Below are 14,705 nucleotides of genomic sequence, written 5' to 3'. Positions count from 1 at the left end.
TATCGGTTAACGACACTCCATACTCTGCCAGAGGGAGCGCGTTGGTCCGCAGCGCGTAGCAAGAACAATGGCGAGATTATAATAATATGGCTTCGGACAGACAGAATCTGCAGGACGCGTTCCTGAATAATGTACGGAAAGCAAAGGTCCCGGTCACAATTTTCCTGATCAACGGTGTGAAATTGCAGGGTGTCATCACCTGGTTCGACAATTTCTGCGTATTGTTGCGCCGCGACGGACAGTCGCAGCTGGTCTACAAACACGCAATTTCAACGATCATGCCGTCGCAGCCGATCAACCTGTATGAGGGCGAAGACGCCTCTTGATGGAACACGACAGGACGCGCACCTGGGCTTGGGTGCTGCATCCGGAAATCAAATCAGATGAACAGCGCCGTGTCCCTGGACCGGCGCTGGAAGAGGCGGTGGCGCTGGCTGCCGCTTTGCCCGATCTGGATGTGATCGGGTCCGATATTGTGCGTCTGCCACGTGCCCAGCCGGGGCTGTTGTTCGGGACTGGCAAGATCGAGGAGCTGGGCGAACGGTTTCATGACGCCGAGGTCGAGCTGGTTCTGATCGATGGTCCCGTGACCCCAGTTCAGCAGCGCAATCTGGAAAAGGCTTGGAAAGTTAAAATCCTCGATAGGACCGGGTTGATTTTGGAGATTTTCAGCGACCGCGCTCGCACCCGTGAAGGTGTGCTGCAGGTCGAGATGGCCGCACTCAGCTATCAGCGTACGCGTCTGGTTCGCGCCTGGACCCACCTTGAACGTCAGCGGGGTGGATTGGGGTTTGTCGGTGGTCCCGGTGAAACCCAGATCGAGGCTGACCGAAGGGCGATCGACGATCAGCTTGTGCGCCTGCGCCGTCAATTGCAGAAGGTAATCAAGACCCGGACCTTGCACCGAGCTGCTCGGGCCAAGGTGCCATATCCGATTGTTGCGCTGGTGGGCTATACGAACGCCGGTAAGTCCACTTTGTTCAATCGCCTGACCGGGGCCGAAGTAATGGCAAAGGACATGCTGTTTGCCACGCTAGACCCTACTATGCGGCGGGTTGAACTGCCCGATGGTCCCGAGGTGATTCTGTCGGACACGGTGGGGTTCATTTCGAACTTGCCAACCGAACTGGTCGCGGCCTTCCGCGCCACACTCGAAGAGGTTCTGGGCGCAGATATCGTCGTGCATGTGCGCGATATCAGCCATGAAGACACCGAGGCGCAAGCCCGGGATGTCGAAACCATTTTGACCTCGTTGGGCGTTGATGATGAACGGCCCCGGCTTGAGGTCTGGAACAAAATCGACCTGTTGAACGAAGATGAGCGCGAGGCCACGTTTGCCCGGGCCGACCGCGACCCGTCGATCTTTGCCATTTCCGCCGTGACGGGCGAAGGCATCGAACCATTGCTGGCCGAGATCGCGGTTAATTTGCAAGGGGTTCGGCACGAGACAGTTCTGACGCTGGCGTTTGCCGAAGGCAACAAGCGTGCGTGGCTGTTCCGTCAGGATGTCGTTCAATCCGAAGAGCAGACGGATGACGGATTTCAGATCACCGTATTGTGGACCGACAAGCAAGCGGCGCAGTTCGCCGCGCTTTGATCGACAAGCGAGGTCACGATGGCAAAAGTTAAGGTGGTTCTGCGTGGTCATATTTCGGTGCCTGCCGACCGTGTCACACAGGTGCGGGAGGCGTTGCCGGACCACATCGCCCTGACTCGGGCCGAACCGGGTTGCATCACATTCGACGTTAAAGAAAACGCGGATATTCCCGGTCGGTTCGACGTACACGAAATTTTTGAAAACCAAGCGGCCTTTGACGCCCATCAGGCGCGAACCAAAGCCTCGACTTGGTTCAAGGTGACAGAAGGCATTCCGCGCGACTACCAGATCACGCGCGTTTAGGCGGGGCGTCCGCTACTGCCCGTCTATCTGGCGCTGATAGTCGTCAGCATCGAACCAACCCAGCGACGTTTGCACCTTGTTGTCAGCGGTCAATTCCCATTCTTCCCAACCACGCGTGACGACGTGGTTGCCGGTCTCTGAGTGATGGCCTTCCAGCGTCCAGACAAAAATCGCGTGTGATCCGGCCCAACGCAGCATGTCGCAGCGCACTTCCAGATCCGGGAAGTCGGCGTAGAATCCGCGCGCCATGTCTGCGACGGCGGCACGGCCGACAATTGGTTCACCCCGGTTGATCGTGATCTGCCCGTCGGGTGCAAAAAAGCCGGCAACGGCCTCTGGGTCGCCCGAGCTCCACGCGATTGCGTAATCGCGCGCGAGATTGTTCATCATATCCCGAATACTGGCCATCTGTACCCCCAAGGTCCCGAATTGTCGGCTTGCAGATCGTAGGCGAAAACACCTGCGCGCGTCCACGGCAGCTTGCAAAAGGGGCAAGGTCCTGCCGAAGCAGTGAAATCAGCGCGGGGTCAGGTTGGTTACGCCGACCGCTGCCGCGCGGGCCAGATCCATGTCCAGTGACATGGGGATATACTCACCTCGCCGCCAAAGCTGAGCCTGATCGTCGTAGTAGCGCGACAGGAAATGCCCCGACTGACCTGTGGCCGTGATAAAGACCGAACTGTTGGGGTCGGCAAAATCATAGACACCGCGATATCCCGCACCGTGGACGTTTTGGAAAGGGTTGGGCCCTTCGCCCGATGTCCGCCCGCGCAGCAGGGTGTTGTCGCCGCCGCTGGTGGATTGGCGGATGTTGACGAAGAACCGCAGAACGGGAACCGTGCCCAGAACCGGGTGGTCATGCGTGGCCTGATGGGCGTCTCCCCAGCGCAGGGATTCCAGCGAACCACCGTATTTCTCGCTGATCCAGATCAGCGCATCGTCCAGCGCCAGTCGTGCCATGTCGGTACAGGTTTCCACGGGTGCGCTCTGACGCACGTCGCACCAGACCGACGCGCCGTCGATATCGCGGTACACCCGTTCGATGAACAGCGGCTCAACATGTTTGTATTCGGCCGCCAGCGGCCCCAGCTCGTCCGAGATCAGCCGGATTTGCAGCGCGCGCAACCATGCGGCATAGATCAGCGGTTCAGGCAGGTGCTCGTTCATCTCACCGTTCCACTCGGCCAGCAGGGCCAGCGCGACCTGACGCTGGCGTTCCGGTGTGCCCTCGGGCGCAGAGGCTCCGGTAAACCAAAGATCGGCGCCGATTAGCGGCAGAAGTGAACGGGCGGTAAAGCTGACTGTATCAAGTTGCGCTTCGATAAAGCTGTCGCGGGTGTGAACCTCGCGCGATTGCATCAGGCGTTCCCAACGGTGCACCCTTTGGGTGTCGCCCCATTCGTATGAGACGTGGTTGGGAAAGGGGCGGTCGATGATCTTGTTGTTTGTATTGCCCAGAATCCCGCCTGCTGGCGTCACGAATTCGGGGTTGTTTGCATAAGGCAAGCGGCCTTGCCACAGGTTCTCGGCCAACCAACCGGGCGTTGGGATACGGCCGCGGCTTTGGTTGCGAATGTCTCGGCCAGGCATTGCGCCGATCAGCTTCATGCCGATCGTGTCCTTGTCGACCAGCGACAGGTTTTGCGACGGCGCAATGAACAGTTCGGCCACGTCGATGGCTTCGCGCACACTGTCCGAATTCATTAATGCCATCGAAGCCGTCATCGACGTGTCGCGCGGGCTAAGTGCGGTCCAGGCCAATGAGGCAACGTGCCCGGGCGGGGTGATCGTTTCCAGATCGTAATGGCTACCGGGCAAGACGGGTCCGTTCTCGGTCCAGCGCAGAGTCAGGGTGATGGGAGCTTCGTCTTTGATCTCGATGATCGAGGGGCGCGAGCGAAACCGTTTGAAACCATCAGGCGACAGGTATTCTTCTGGGTTTTCCGGGTTCAGCTGTTCGATGTGAACATCCTGATCGTCCAGGTAAGACGACGTCAGACCCCAGCCTAGCCGGTCACTGCGGCCCGTCATGATCGCTGGAACGCCCGGAATGGTCGCACCGATGACACCGCCTTTGGCCAGCTCAAGCCGTGCCAGGTACCAAATGCCGGGTGCGGTCAGGCCCAGATGGGGGTCGTTGGCCAGCAGGGTGCCCCCGATCGCGGAACGCGAAGGCGCAGCCGACCACGCGTTCGACGCCCCGGCCAAGCCGCGTTTAGGGAATGGTGACAGAGGCGAGTCTGGCATCGGGGTGCCTTCGGCATAGCGCGGCAGTTCTGGGAACAAAGACGCATATTCCGGCAGCGCCGCGATACCCGCACCCGGTACGTCTGGCAGGATATCGACAAGCCGCTGAGGATCGTTCAGCATCAGGGATGTGCGGGCGCGCAGGACCTCATCTTTCAAATGGCCGGACAGTTGCAGGCTCATCAGTTTGATGATCGCAATGCTGTCGCCGGGCTGCCACGGCGAAACAGATGCGTTGAACAGAAACATCTCGGGCGCGCCGCGTCCCAATGCGTTCTCATTGATCTCATCCAGCCGGGCATTGACGCCTGCAGAATAAGCGCGCAGCGCAGCTTTGGTGTAATCGTCCTGCACCTCGACCGAGCGGTGGGCCAGACTGTACAGGTCAAAACGGCGCAAGAGCTTGTCGATGGTGACTGTGCGCTTGCCAAACACTTCGGATAAACGGCCCTGTGCAGTGCGTCGCATCACGGTCATCTGCCACAGGCGATCCTGCGCATGGGCATAGCCCAGGCCAAAGAACACGTCCGGGTCGCTTTCGGCCAGAATATGCGGAACATTGGCGGTGTCACGCACGATCTCGACCGGCGCACGCAGCCCGCTGACTTCGACGGTCTGGTCATAATCCGGCAGGGACTGGCTGGCCAGGAAGTAGACAAGACCCACAGCCGCAACGGCCAACAGGATCAGGCCCGAAGCAATCCGAACCAGCCAGCGAAAGACAAGACCCATGAACGCCCCATATCCCCATAAGAAATTATTGGCTGAACCCTACTGGAAGGACCGGGCAACCGAAAGAGGAACGCCGCGCGAACGTTGAGTTAACATGTTGAGATGAAAAACCCCGCCACATGGTTTTGAACATGTGGCGGGGTCCGTGGCAAAGGGGGGGTGGTATTCGGTATCAGGGGATAATGCGCGTGTACTTGGTGCCTTCGACGGTCGCGCCGAATTTCAAACCGGCCTGTCCGAAAACGGCGGCAAGTACCGGTTTGCGCAATTGGGTTGTGTCGGTTGAGAGCGAGTCGCCGGTGGCATCGACGACGTAGCCGATATCCGCACCTGCGGTCCAACCGCTGGAGCGGCGGAAGTCATCTAGGGCGTCCTGCGTCATAAAGAACAGGACATGCGCATATTGTTGCGCGCCGATCTGCAGACCAGCACTGCCGGATAGGGCCGAGTAATAGTCTACCGTTGCTCCGTTGATGCGCAGCGCGCCCTGGCCATAGGCACCGCCAAAGATGAAACCGGCCTCGGTGATCAACGGCATCACCAGCATGCCGTCGGCTTTTTCGGCGATCTCGACGGTGTTGGGGTACTTGCTGAACATTTCGTTCAGCGTCACGTTCACACGGGCGTCGATCTGGGCCGCATTGGAATTGCCTACACCGTTTCCGCATGCAGCGGTCAGTGTGAGCCCGGCCATGCCAAACGCAAAGCCACGACGGTTTAGTCGGGGAGAGTTGGAACTGCTCATGTTTTTTTCTCTGTATAAACTGCCTGAAGTGTCGGGTGTTCCCGATCTTGTGTGCAAGAATACGCCGATTGCGCCTGTGTGTCACGGGAAAGCTGGCCCAACAGCGTTCACAATCGGCGAAAAATCGCGACCGCCCGGGGTTTTAGCCTTGAAGAACGCGAGCAACCTGCGGTGCAAAGTAGGTCAGGATTCCGTCGCAACCCGCACGTTTGAAGGCCAGCAGGCTTTCCAGCATGACCTTCTCACCATCAATCCAGCCGTTCTGCGCAGCTGCCTGTATCATCGCGTATTCACCGGACACCTGATAGGCATAGGTTGGCGCGCCAAACGTGTCTTTCACGCGGCGACAGATATCCAGATAGGGCATGCCTGGTTTGATCATCACCATGTCTGCGCCTTCTGTCAGATCACGTTCGATCAGGCGCAGGGCCTCGTTCGAATTGGCCGGGTCCATCTGGTAGGTCTTCTTGTCTCCGGTCAGCGCACCGGACGCGCCCACTGCATCGCGGAAGGGGCCGTAGAATGCGCTGGCATATTTAGCGGCATAGCTGAGGATCATCACGTTGTGGTGCCCGGCACCCTCAAGCGCGCGGCGCATTGCGCCGATGCGGCCATCCATCATGTCTGAGGGTCCAATGATGTCGGCCCCGGCCTCAGCCTGCGCCAGTGTCATTTTGACCAGCGCCTCGACGGTCTGATCGTTCACGATCTCGCCATCCACGACATAGCCGTCATGGCCATTGATGTTATATGGATCCAGCGCCACGTCGGTCATCACGGCGATATCGGGGGCCGCAGATTTGATCGCCCGAATGGCCCGGTTCGACAGATTGTCTGGGTTCCACGCCTCGGCGCAATCTTCGGTTTTCAGGCTGGGATCAGTATAAGGAAAGATACAGATCGCCGGGATGTCCATAGCCTGTGCCTCGACTGCGGCTTTGGCAATCAGATCGACCGAGCGCCGCACAACGCCGGGCATTGAAGGAACGGGTTCTTCAATGCCTTCGCCATCGCGCACAAAAACCGGCCAGATCAGATCGTCTGTCGTCAGCGCGTTTTCCCGCACCAACCCACGAATGGCGTTGGATTGGCGCGCCCGGCGAAATCGCGTAAGGGGGTAGGGGGCGATGGTCGGTTTCATGTCGCGCTCTCCTTGAATAATCGTGCATTGGGTGGCATGAATTCCCGATGGTCTCAAGGGTAACATTGGACGCGCCTGCGCGAAGAACGCCCCAAGGACAATGAACAAAGGGCTGATGCGTGGATTTGCACTCTTCGATTTTCGAACTCATCGACATGCGCAGCTTTTCGAATCTGTGGTACTGGATTGTGTTGGCGGTGCTCTGGTCGTCGGCCAGCCACTGGGCGATGGGGGTTCCCTACGATCTGCTTGTGCGTGCCCGTCGTGTTGGCGGTCAGTCCGAGCAGGACCTGCTGGATATCGTAAGGATCAACCGTAACAGGATGCTGTACATCGTTGATATGTCAGGCCTGGTTATTCTTGCCTTGAGCTGTTTCTTTTTTACCGGGCTTGCGATGCTGGGTTTCTATTATGGCGTTGAATTTGCACAGGCCGTGTTTTTGTTGCTGTTCCCGGTGAGTTTAGTAATGCTGATCAACATTCGCGCCGCGCGCAAGTTGCAAGGCATCGAGCCGGTGCTTGGAAGCGTGTCCAAGATCCTTGTGCGCTGCAGGATTTACACCCAGATCATCGGCATGATCTCAATTGTCATCACGTCACTTTGGGGTATGTACCAGAACGTCTCGATCGGCGTTCTCGGGGGATGAAAATCAGAAAGGCAAGGCGATGACAGCTCCGAACCATGTGACGGTTGGCGGCGCTCCCGAAGGGTTTGACGCACAGCTTGTTCTGAATGAGATCACGCGCGTTGGCGGGCCGGTCTGCCACGTTGCGCGTGACGATAAACGGATGGAGGCGATGCGGGCCGCACTGGCTTTCTTCGCCCCCGATATGCCGGTCTTTGTGTTTCCGGGGTGGGATTGTCTGCCATATGACCGGGTGTCGCCCAACGCCGACATAGCAGCGGCGCGTGTGGCGACTTTGGCGGCATTGGTGCATCAGATGCCGGAACGGTTTGTCCTGCTGACCACGCTGAACGCCGCGACCCAGCGTGTGCCTGCGCGAGATGTGCTGCGCGAGGCGGCCTTTACTGCTCGCGTGAATCACCGCGTCGACGAAACGGCGCTGCGGAACTTCCTTGTGCGCATGGGGTTCACCCAAAGTCCGACGGTGATGGAGCCGGGTGATTACGCGGTTCGCGGCGGTATCATCGACATTTTTCCCCCGGGCGAATCCGGTCCCGTACGTCTGGATCTGTTCGGAGACGTGCTGGACGGCGCGCGCCGGTTCGATCCGGTTTCGCAACGCACGACCGAAAAGCTGGATGTTGTCGAATTGGCTCCGGTTTCCGAGGTCATTCTGGATGACGCCGCCATCACGCGGTTCCGCCAAAACTATCGCATCGAATTTGGCGCGGCGGGCACCGATGATCCGCTGTATGAGGCGATCAGTGCGGGCCGCAAGCATCAGGGCATCGAACACTGGCTGCCGTTCTTCCACGAAAAGCTGGAAACCCTTTTTGATTATCTGCCGGATGCGACGATCACTGTGGATGATCAGGTGACACCCACGCGGCTTGCCCGCTGGGATACAATAGCCGATCAGTATGAAACGCGGCGTCTGGCGCTGGAAAACCGTTCGCGCATGGATACGGTGTATAAGCCTACACCTCCCGGATTGCTCTATCTAGACGATGCCGCGTGGGAGCAGGCGGTCGGGGACCGGCGGGTGATGCAGTTCAGCCCGCTGCCTCAGGCCAGCGGTCCCGGTGTGATCGATGCAGGCGGGCGGATCGGCCGCAATTTCGCACCAGAGCGGCAGCAGGAAAACATCAGCCTGTTTGGTGCTTTGGCAAGCCATATCACCGACAAGATGGCCAAGGGCCCCGTCTTGATTGCGTCGTATTCTGAAGGGGCGCGAGAGCGTCTAACAGGCTTGATCGAGGATGAAGGCCTGGCCGAAGCCGTCCCTGTCACCGATGGCACCCGGATTGGCAAACGCGGATTGCATCTGGCTGTCTGGGCGCTTGAGCACGGGTTTGAAACGCCCGGTCTGACCGTGATCGCCGAGCAGGACGTGCTAGGTGACCGCCTCATCCGTCAGCCCAAGAAGCGCCGCAAGGCCGAGAACTTCCTGACCGAAACCCAATCGCTCAGCCCCGGTGATCTGGTGGTGCATGTCGACCACGGGATCGGGCGGTACATAGGGATGGAAGTGGTCACGGCGGCCGGCGCTGCGCACGAATGCCTGCTGCTGGAATATGCCGAACAGTCCAAGCTGTATCTGCCGGTCGAGAACATCGAATTGTTGTCCAAATACGGCCATGACGAAGGTCTGCTGGACCGCTTGGGTGGAGGTGCGTGGCAGGCAAAGAAAGCCAAGCTGAAAGAGCGCATTCGCGAGATGGCGGACAAGCTGATCCGTATCGCAGCCGAACGCGCTTTGCGCAAAGCTCCGGTCATGGATCCGCCGCCCCATGCGTGGGAGGAGTTCAGCGCGCGCTTTCCATATCAGGAAACCGATGATCAGTTGCGCGCGATTTCCGAGGTGATGGAGGACATGCATTCCGGCGCGCCGATGGATCGGTTGATTTGTGGTGACGTGGGCTTTGGCAAAACCGAGGTTGCCATGCGCGCGGCCTTTGTTGCCGCGATGTCCGGTGTTCAGGTGGCCGTGATCGCACCGACCACCTTGCTGGCCCGTCAGCATGCAGCCAGCTTCAAGGAACGGTTCCGTGGCTTTCCGTTGGAGGTGCGGCAGCTGTCGCGGTTTGTGTCCGCGAAAGATGCCCAGCAGACCCGTGATGGTATGGCGCGCGGGACCGTCGACATCGTGATCGGCACCCATGCGTTGCTGGCCAAGGGTATCCGGTTCAACAATCTGGGCCTGTTGATCATCGACGAAGAACAGCATTTTGGCGTCGGTCACAAGGAACGTCTGAAACAGCTGCGCAGCGACATTCACGTTCTGACCCTGACCGCCACGCCGATCCCTCGGACACTGCAATTGTCACTGACAGGGGTGCGCGATCTGTCGATCATCGGCACACCGCCGATCGACCGTCTGGCTATCCGCACCTATGTCAGCGAGTTCGACGTGGTCACTGTCCGCGAGGCGCTGCTGCGCGAACACTATCGTGGCGGGCAGAGCTTTTACGTTGTTCCCCGTATCTCCGACCTGCCAGAGATTGAAGAGTTCCTGAAAGAACAGCTGCCCGAGCTGACTTATATGGTGGCACATGGGCAAATGGCGGCGGGTGAACTCGATGATCGTATGAACGCCTTTTATGACGGAAAATACGACGTGCTGTTGGCTACGACGATTGTCGAGAGCGGGCTGGATATTCCGACCGCGAACACGATGGTCGTGCACCGGGCGGATATGTTCGGCCTGGCGCAGCTCTATCAGATCCGTGGTCGGGTAGGGCGGTCTAAAACCCGTGCCTATGCGTACCTGACCACCAAGCCGCGTCAGAAACTGACGGCGACAGCCGAAAAGCGCCTGCGGGTTCTGGGCTCGCTGGATACATTGGGGGCCGGGTTCACGCTGGCATCGCAGGACCTGGACATTCGCGGTGCGGGCAACTTGCTGGGCGAGGAACAATCAGGTCAGATGCGCGATGTCGGCTATGAGCTGTATCAATCGATGCTGGAAGAGGCGATTGCCAAAATCAAAGCCGGTGAGATGGAAGGGCTGTCGGAGGCAGACGACCAATGGGCGCCACAGATCAATCTGGGCGTGCCGGTTCTGATCCCCGAAGATTACGTGCCCGATCTGGATGTGCGCCTTGGGCTTTATCGTCGCCTGTCATCGCTTTCGACCAAGGTCGAGCTGGAAGGTTTTGCCGCAGAACTGATTGACCGGTTCGGAACGCTACCGAAAGAGGTGAACACCCTGATGCTGGTCGTGCGTATCAAGGCGATGTGCAAGCGGGCAGGGATCGCCAAGCTGGATGGCGGGCCGAAGGGCGCGACAATCCAGTTTCACAACGACAAGTTCGCCTCGCCGGAGGGTTTGGTAGAGTTCATTCAGAACCAGCGCGGTTTGGCCAAGGTCAAGGACAACAAGATCGTCGTCAGACGCGATTGGAAGAAGGACAGCGACAAGATTAAAGGCGCATTCGCCATCGCCCGCGATCTGGCGGAAAAGGTCATGGCAGCGAAGAAGAAAAAGGCGAAAGCCTAGTCTCCGCTGACGAAAGTGCACAATTGCCATTCGCCCGCGTCCGATTTTACGAATGCGGCACGGTGGCCTGTCATGGGCCAGAGAAAGTCGCCGTGCATGAATCCCCGCGTGCCGTCGGTCAGCATCACCGGTTGATAGTCGGCACCGTCGCGATAGTTCGGGACGATGACGATCTCATAGCTGATGAGGCTCAGCGCTGGGGAGCCCGGCTCGGCAGCTTGCCGAAGGGTCACGTCCTCACCGGTCACAAAGTAGGCCACGTAAGGGTCCAGTGAGGCAGGCAAAGTGATCTGCCATTGATGCGGCATCCAAAACTCGCCCTCGTCGTCGAAATAGCCCGGTTGGGACAGGGTGGTTTCCAGATCGCTCCAATAGGCTTGGCGGATCTGATCTTCTTGAGAGTCGCTGGTTTCCGGGGCGAGGTACTCAAGAAATTCCCCGGGCCCGCCATTTCCGCCATGGCTGAGGTAGATGTCCGGGCAAGCAGCTGCGATCACGGTCTCGGTATCACGTGCGGCCACGCTCGCCAACAAACTCTCCCGAAAGGCCACGAGAGTAGGATCGCGATCTGCTTCATCGACCGGCGGAAAAGACTGGCGGTCAGCCAGAGCCGGGCCGCAGACCAACAGTGACAACATAAATGCGCGGATCATTCTGCGGCCTTCATTGCTGCCTGCGCGCAAAAACACGAGGCCCCGACGGCCCGGTCAGCGCGGGCAAGCGCCAGATCAAGACGTTGTTTGATCAGTTTGATCTCGACTGTCTCACCGCGTGCTTTCAGACAATCATGCAGGCCCTTCAAACTCCAGACATTGTCTGGGTGGATTGAGGCGCGGCTCAGAGTGCCGCCAAGCCCTAGATCTTCGCGATACACTGCTTCGGCCTCGGGCACGTGGCCCTGTTCGTACAACAATGCACCAAGCGCGTGACGCGCGGGTTGCATCCACCCCCATGGCTCGTCGTAGGGCAACGTGTCGTCCAATTCGACCGAGCGCCTAAGATGGGCGAATGCGGCGTCATAGTTGCTTTTGCGATACTCAATCTCTCCGCGCAGCATTTCGCGGGCGATGTCCAGCAAGTCGATCACGCGGTTGTTGTGCAGCAGCCGGGTTTCCGGAACCCGATCCTTAGCGGCAAGGAACAGTTGCTCTTCGGCCTCTGCTTCGGCCACCTGACCTGTGGCCGCATAGGCGATTGCACGTGCGTAATGGGTGGTTGCGGTGACAGTACGGTAGAGGTCCTGATCCTTGGGCAAGGGCAGGGCCTTTGCTTCTTCCCATCGGCCAAACCGGATCAGGATATGCGGCCCCATCGACATGTAGCTTTCGAAAAAATCCGCCATGGGCGGGCTTTCGGTGCGCAGCATCTCTTCGGGGGTGGTGTCCCTGATGCCCTGATTGGCGCGCAGCGCGGGTTCCATCTGGCCAAGGAACAGCGCGCCGTAGATGGCAAAATGATAGTCGTGCTGGCGATAGCCTGTGTAGATGTTGAACGCACCTTCGCGCTCATAATACTTCAGATCAGCCTCGGTCGCCTTTTCATTCCAGTGAACGACGTTCTGATAGTGCCCGCACAACACGTCGATATGGGTTGGCATATGCACCAAATGCCCCGCATCCGGGACCAAAGTACGCAGGATATCCCCGGCCTTCAGCGCCTTTTCCGGTGTTGGCGACATCTCCATCAGATGAACATAGAGGTGCAACAGACCCGGATGCGACATCGCCGCCGGATCGTCTGCCATCGCGTCTTCCAGGGCTTTTTGCGCTTCCAGAGTCGCGGCGCCCTCAGCGGGATTACCGGTTTTCAGATCCCACATCTGCCAGGGGGTCAGGTTGAGCAGCGCCTCAACATAGATGGTGCGCAGATCGAGGTGATCCGACTGCTCTGCAAAGGCCACGCGCATCGCGGCGGCAAAATCGTGATCCCAGCTATGCATGTCGTCGACAGGATCGCGCTGTGGATACCGTGCGGGTAGGGCGCGGATCAGCGCCTGTTCCGTCGGGCTGCACCCTTCGGCCAAAGCCACGGCTTTCTGCGTGGCATCATAGGCCAGCGCCAGCGCCTTTCGCCGTCCACGGTCATCCAGCAGGTTCCAAGGCAGGTTGTAATTCGGGCCCGCGGCATAAGCCACGCCCCAGTGGGCCATCGCGCAGTCAGGGTCAAATTCAAGCGCGCGCTGAAAACACACAACAGCTTCGTCGTGGTTGTAGCCGTAGGTCCAATTCAGCCCCCGGTCGAACCAAAGCTGTGCGTCTGTTGAGGCCGTCGTTATCGGACAGGAATATGCGCCAAGATCGTAATAGTCGCTCATTGATCCCCCCTTCAATGGGTTCCTAAAGTCCAAACCTTGGGATTTTGCCGTGCATTTTCCCGGACCTGTACGACATAGACTGCCAACGTGAACACCGCAAAAAACACCAACAGGTTTATCAATAGGGCTCTGGCGACACCGCGCCGGTAAGCACGACCCTTCCAAGTGCCCGCAAACTCACTTGGTTTGCGTGACCTAGGGTTGGGATGATGGAAGTTCTTCGCCATTGGTGCCCCATAATTCCAGGGAAGTTTAGCGTACTTTTTTTCCGTCGCACAGATCAGGCTGGCAGCCTGTTTTCGATCCGCCCCATATGCAGCATCAGGCCGAAGCCCGCGGCGCTCATGGCCAGGATACCGACAGCCAGCGGGGTGATTGACCCGTCGAACATCTGCCCGATAGGCGCCGCAATCGCGGCAGCAAACACGGTCGAGATCGCTCCGATCACCGAAGCCGCCATACCCGCGATATGGCCCATCGGTTCCATCGCGATGGCATTCAGGTTGCCCATGGTCATGCCTGCCATAAAGAAGACCGCAGTTTGCCAGCTTACGAAAATGGCGAAGGACAGCGTGGGCGACAGGTCTGCCGCATTCAGGGCGATGACAGCTGTGGTAAAGAGGACCTGCGCACCCAACGCCCATGTCACGATCCGGCGCATGCCCAATTTGATAACGAGTGCGGCGTTTAACAGGCTGGCTGAGCCCGCCATCAACGCCACGAACCCGAACCAGAACGGAAAACTGTCGGCACTGTCGTGGATGACATCGTAGACCGGTTGAACCATCGTCAGCATGGTGAACAACATGCCCAGACACAGTGTCTGAACCAAGATCGACAGTCGGACAGTTGGGTGTGTGAACATCTGGCGCGCGGCGTCCAGTATAAGGGGCAGGCGCAGCGGGCGACGGTTTTCGGCCGACAGAGGTTCCGGAAGGCGCAGGCCCATCCAGACGATGGTGATCAGTGAGAACAGGATGAATGAGGCAAAGATACCCCGCCATCCGGTCAGTGCGATCACGCCGGCACCAAGCATTGGCGCAATCGCCGGTACCAGGGTGAAGATCATCATTGCAATCGATACAATCCGCGCCATCTCGCGGCCCGAATACAGGTCGCGAATAATTGCCATGGCCACCACGCGCGGGGCCGCACATCCGATCCCCTGGAAGACACGGGCGACCAATAGCATTTCGAGTGATGAACTGGCCCAGGCAGCTGCCGCAGCGATGATATACAGTGCCGATCCGACGTAAATCACTGGTTTGCGGCCAAAGGCGTCCGACAGCGGACCGGTGAAAAACGTGCCAATCCCCATGCCCAACACAAACGAAGTCAGGATCAGCTGGGCTTTGTTGACGTCGTTGGGGCTGAGTTGCGCGCCGATATTTGGCAGTGCAGGCAACATGGAATCGATCGAAAACGCGATTGTCGCAAACATCATTGCGACAAGTGCTACGAACTCACCCCGTGACATGCGATTGGCCATAACGCCCTCCTG

Annotated in this window: 12 protein-coding genes; 5 read left to right on the top strand and 7 right to left on the bottom strand. The window is 58.8% G+C overall.

Annotated elements, in window-relative coordinates:
- Window positions 1-86 precede the first annotated feature (86 nt).
- Genes hfq through AC2FD9_RS20960 form a run of 3 tightly spaced genes read left to right on the top strand, consistent with a single transcriptional unit; the run spans window position 87 to window position 1,900 of the window.
- Window positions 87-326, top strand: coding sequence for an RNA chaperone Hfq (hfq, locus tag AC2FD9_RS20970; RefSeq protein WP_005982826.1), 240 nt, complete (start codon window positions 87-89; stop codon window positions 324-326).
- Window positions 326-1,597 carry a GTPase HflX gene (hflX, locus tag AC2FD9_RS20965; protein WP_496838726.1) on the top strand — a complete coding sequence of 424 codons (1,272 nt, stop codon included), beginning with the start codon at window positions 326-328 and terminating at the stop codon, window positions 1,595-1,597. Before hfq ends, hflX begins: the two co-directional genes overlap by 1 nt.
- 18 nt (window positions 1,598-1,615) lie before the next feature.
- Window positions 1,616-1,900, top strand: a complete 285-nt coding sequence (locus tag AC2FD9_RS20960; protein ID WP_496838724.1) for a putative quinol monooxygenase — start codon at window positions 1,616-1,618, stop codon at window positions 1,898-1,900.
- Window positions 1,901-1,912: 12 nt separating this feature from the next.
- Here AC2FD9_RS20960 and AC2FD9_RS20955 read toward each other — a convergent pair whose 3' ends face one another.
- From AC2FD9_RS20955 to hemB, 4 genes are all read right to left on the bottom strand, one after another.
- A complete protein-coding gene (locus tag AC2FD9_RS20955; protein WP_108858471.1) occupies window positions 1,913-2,308 on the bottom strand; it encodes a nuclear transport factor 2 family protein in 396 nt (131 codons plus the stop codon).
- Between the two features lie 108 nt (window positions 2,309-2,416).
- Complete coding sequence (locus AC2FD9_RS20950; protein WP_496838722.1) at window positions 2,417-4,879, bottom strand: penicillin acylase family protein; 2,463 nt, start codon at window positions 4,877-4,879, stop codon at window positions 2,417-2,419.
- Between the two features lie 172 nt (window positions 4,880-5,051).
- Complete coding sequence (locus AC2FD9_RS20945; RefSeq protein WP_496696562.1) at window positions 5,052-5,624, bottom strand: lipid-binding SYLF domain-containing protein; 573 nt, start codon at window positions 5,622-5,624, stop codon at window positions 5,052-5,054.
- A gap of 142 nt (window positions 5,625-5,766) precedes the next feature.
- A complete protein-coding gene (gene hemB / locus AC2FD9_RS20940) occupies window positions 5,767-6,765 on the bottom strand; it encodes a porphobilinogen synthase (protein WP_496838720.1) in 999 nt (332 codons plus the stop codon).
- Between the two features lie 119 nt (window positions 6,766-6,884).
- On the opposite strand from hemB, the gene AC2FD9_RS20935 reads away from it, so the two are divergent.
- Together AC2FD9_RS20935 and mfd are read left to right on the top strand one after the other, a co-directional pair.
- Window positions 6,885-7,412 (top strand): component of SufBCD complex, encoded by a 528-nt coding sequence (locus AC2FD9_RS20935; protein ID WP_109311775.1) that lies wholly within the window; start codon window positions 6,885-6,887, stop codon window positions 7,410-7,412.
- Window positions 7,413-7,431: 19 nt separating this feature from the next.
- Entirely contained in the window at window positions 7,432-10,890 is a 3,459-nt protein-coding gene (gene mfd / locus AC2FD9_RS20930; RefSeq protein ID WP_496838718.1) for a transcription-repair coupling factor, read from the top strand.
- Here the strand turns inward: mfd and AC2FD9_RS20925 are convergent.
- From AC2FD9_RS20925 to AC2FD9_RS20915, 3 genes are all read right to left on the bottom strand, one after another.
- A complete protein-coding gene (locus tag AC2FD9_RS20925; protein WP_496838716.1) occupies window positions 10,887-11,543 on the bottom strand; it encodes an SH3 domain-containing protein in 657 nt (218 codons plus the stop codon). The genes mfd and AC2FD9_RS20925 overlap by 4 nt on opposite strands.
- A complete protein-coding gene (locus tag AC2FD9_RS20920) occupies window positions 11,540-13,204 on the bottom strand; it encodes a tetratricopeptide repeat protein (protein ID WP_496838714.1) in 1,665 nt (554 codons plus the stop codon). Before AC2FD9_RS20920 ends, AC2FD9_RS20925 begins: the two co-directional genes overlap by 4 nt.
- Before the next feature lie 280 nt (window positions 13,205-13,484).
- Window positions 13,485-14,693, bottom strand: a complete 1,209-nt coding sequence (locus AC2FD9_RS20915; RefSeq protein ID WP_282168204.1) for an MFS transporter — start codon at window positions 14,691-14,693, stop codon at window positions 13,485-13,487.
- Between the last annotated feature and the right edge of the window lie 12 nt (window positions 14,694-14,705).

The organism is Ruegeria sp. YTSC230 (assembly GCF_059609665.1).
Note: the sequence above shows the minus strand (reverse complement) of the source record. Positions and strands in the feature narration are given on the sequence as shown.

Bases quoted from the DNA above. Each gene is read 5' to 3' on its own strand.
- AC2FD9_RS20955 (WP_108858471.1), bottom strand. From the start codon at position 2,308: ATGGCCAGTATTCGGGATATGATGAACAATCTCGCGCGCGATTACGCA.
- AC2FD9_RS20920 (WP_496838714.1), bottom strand. From the start codon at position 13,204: ATGAGCGACTATTACGATCTTGGCGCATATTCCTGTCCGATAACGACG.
- AC2FD9_RS20950 (WP_496838722.1), bottom strand. From the start codon at position 4,879: ATGGGTCTTGTCTTTCGCTGGCTGGTTCGGATTGCTTCGGGCCTGATC.
- hflX (WP_496838726.1), top strand. From the start codon at position 326: ATGGAACACGACAGGACGCGCACCTGGGCTTGGGTGCTGCATCCGGAA.
- AC2FD9_RS20915 (WP_282168204.1), bottom strand. From the start codon at position 14,693: ATGGCCAATCGCATGTCACGGGGTGAGTTCGTAGCACTTGTCGCAATG.
- mfd (WP_496838718.1), top strand. From the start codon at position 7,432: ATGACAGCTCCGAACCATGTGACGGTTGGCGGCGCTCCCGAAGGGTTT.
- hfq (WP_005982826.1), top strand. From the start codon at position 87: ATGGCTTCGGACAGACAGAATCTGCAGGACGCGTTCCTGAATAATGTA.
- AC2FD9_RS20925 (WP_496838716.1), bottom strand. From the start codon at position 11,543: ATGATCCGCGCATTTATGTTGTCACTGTTGGTCTGCGGCCCGGCTCTG.
- AC2FD9_RS20945 (WP_496696562.1), bottom strand. From the start codon at position 5,624: ATGAGCAGTTCCAACTCTCCCCGACTAAACCGTCGTGGCTTTGCGTTT.
- hemB (WP_496838720.1), bottom strand. From the start codon at position 6,765: ATGAAACCGACCATCGCCCCCTACCCCCTTACGCGATTTCGCCGGGCG.
- AC2FD9_RS20960 (WP_496838724.1), top strand. From the start codon at position 1,616: ATGGCAAAAGTTAAGGTGGTTCTGCGTGGTCATATTTCGGTGCCTGCC.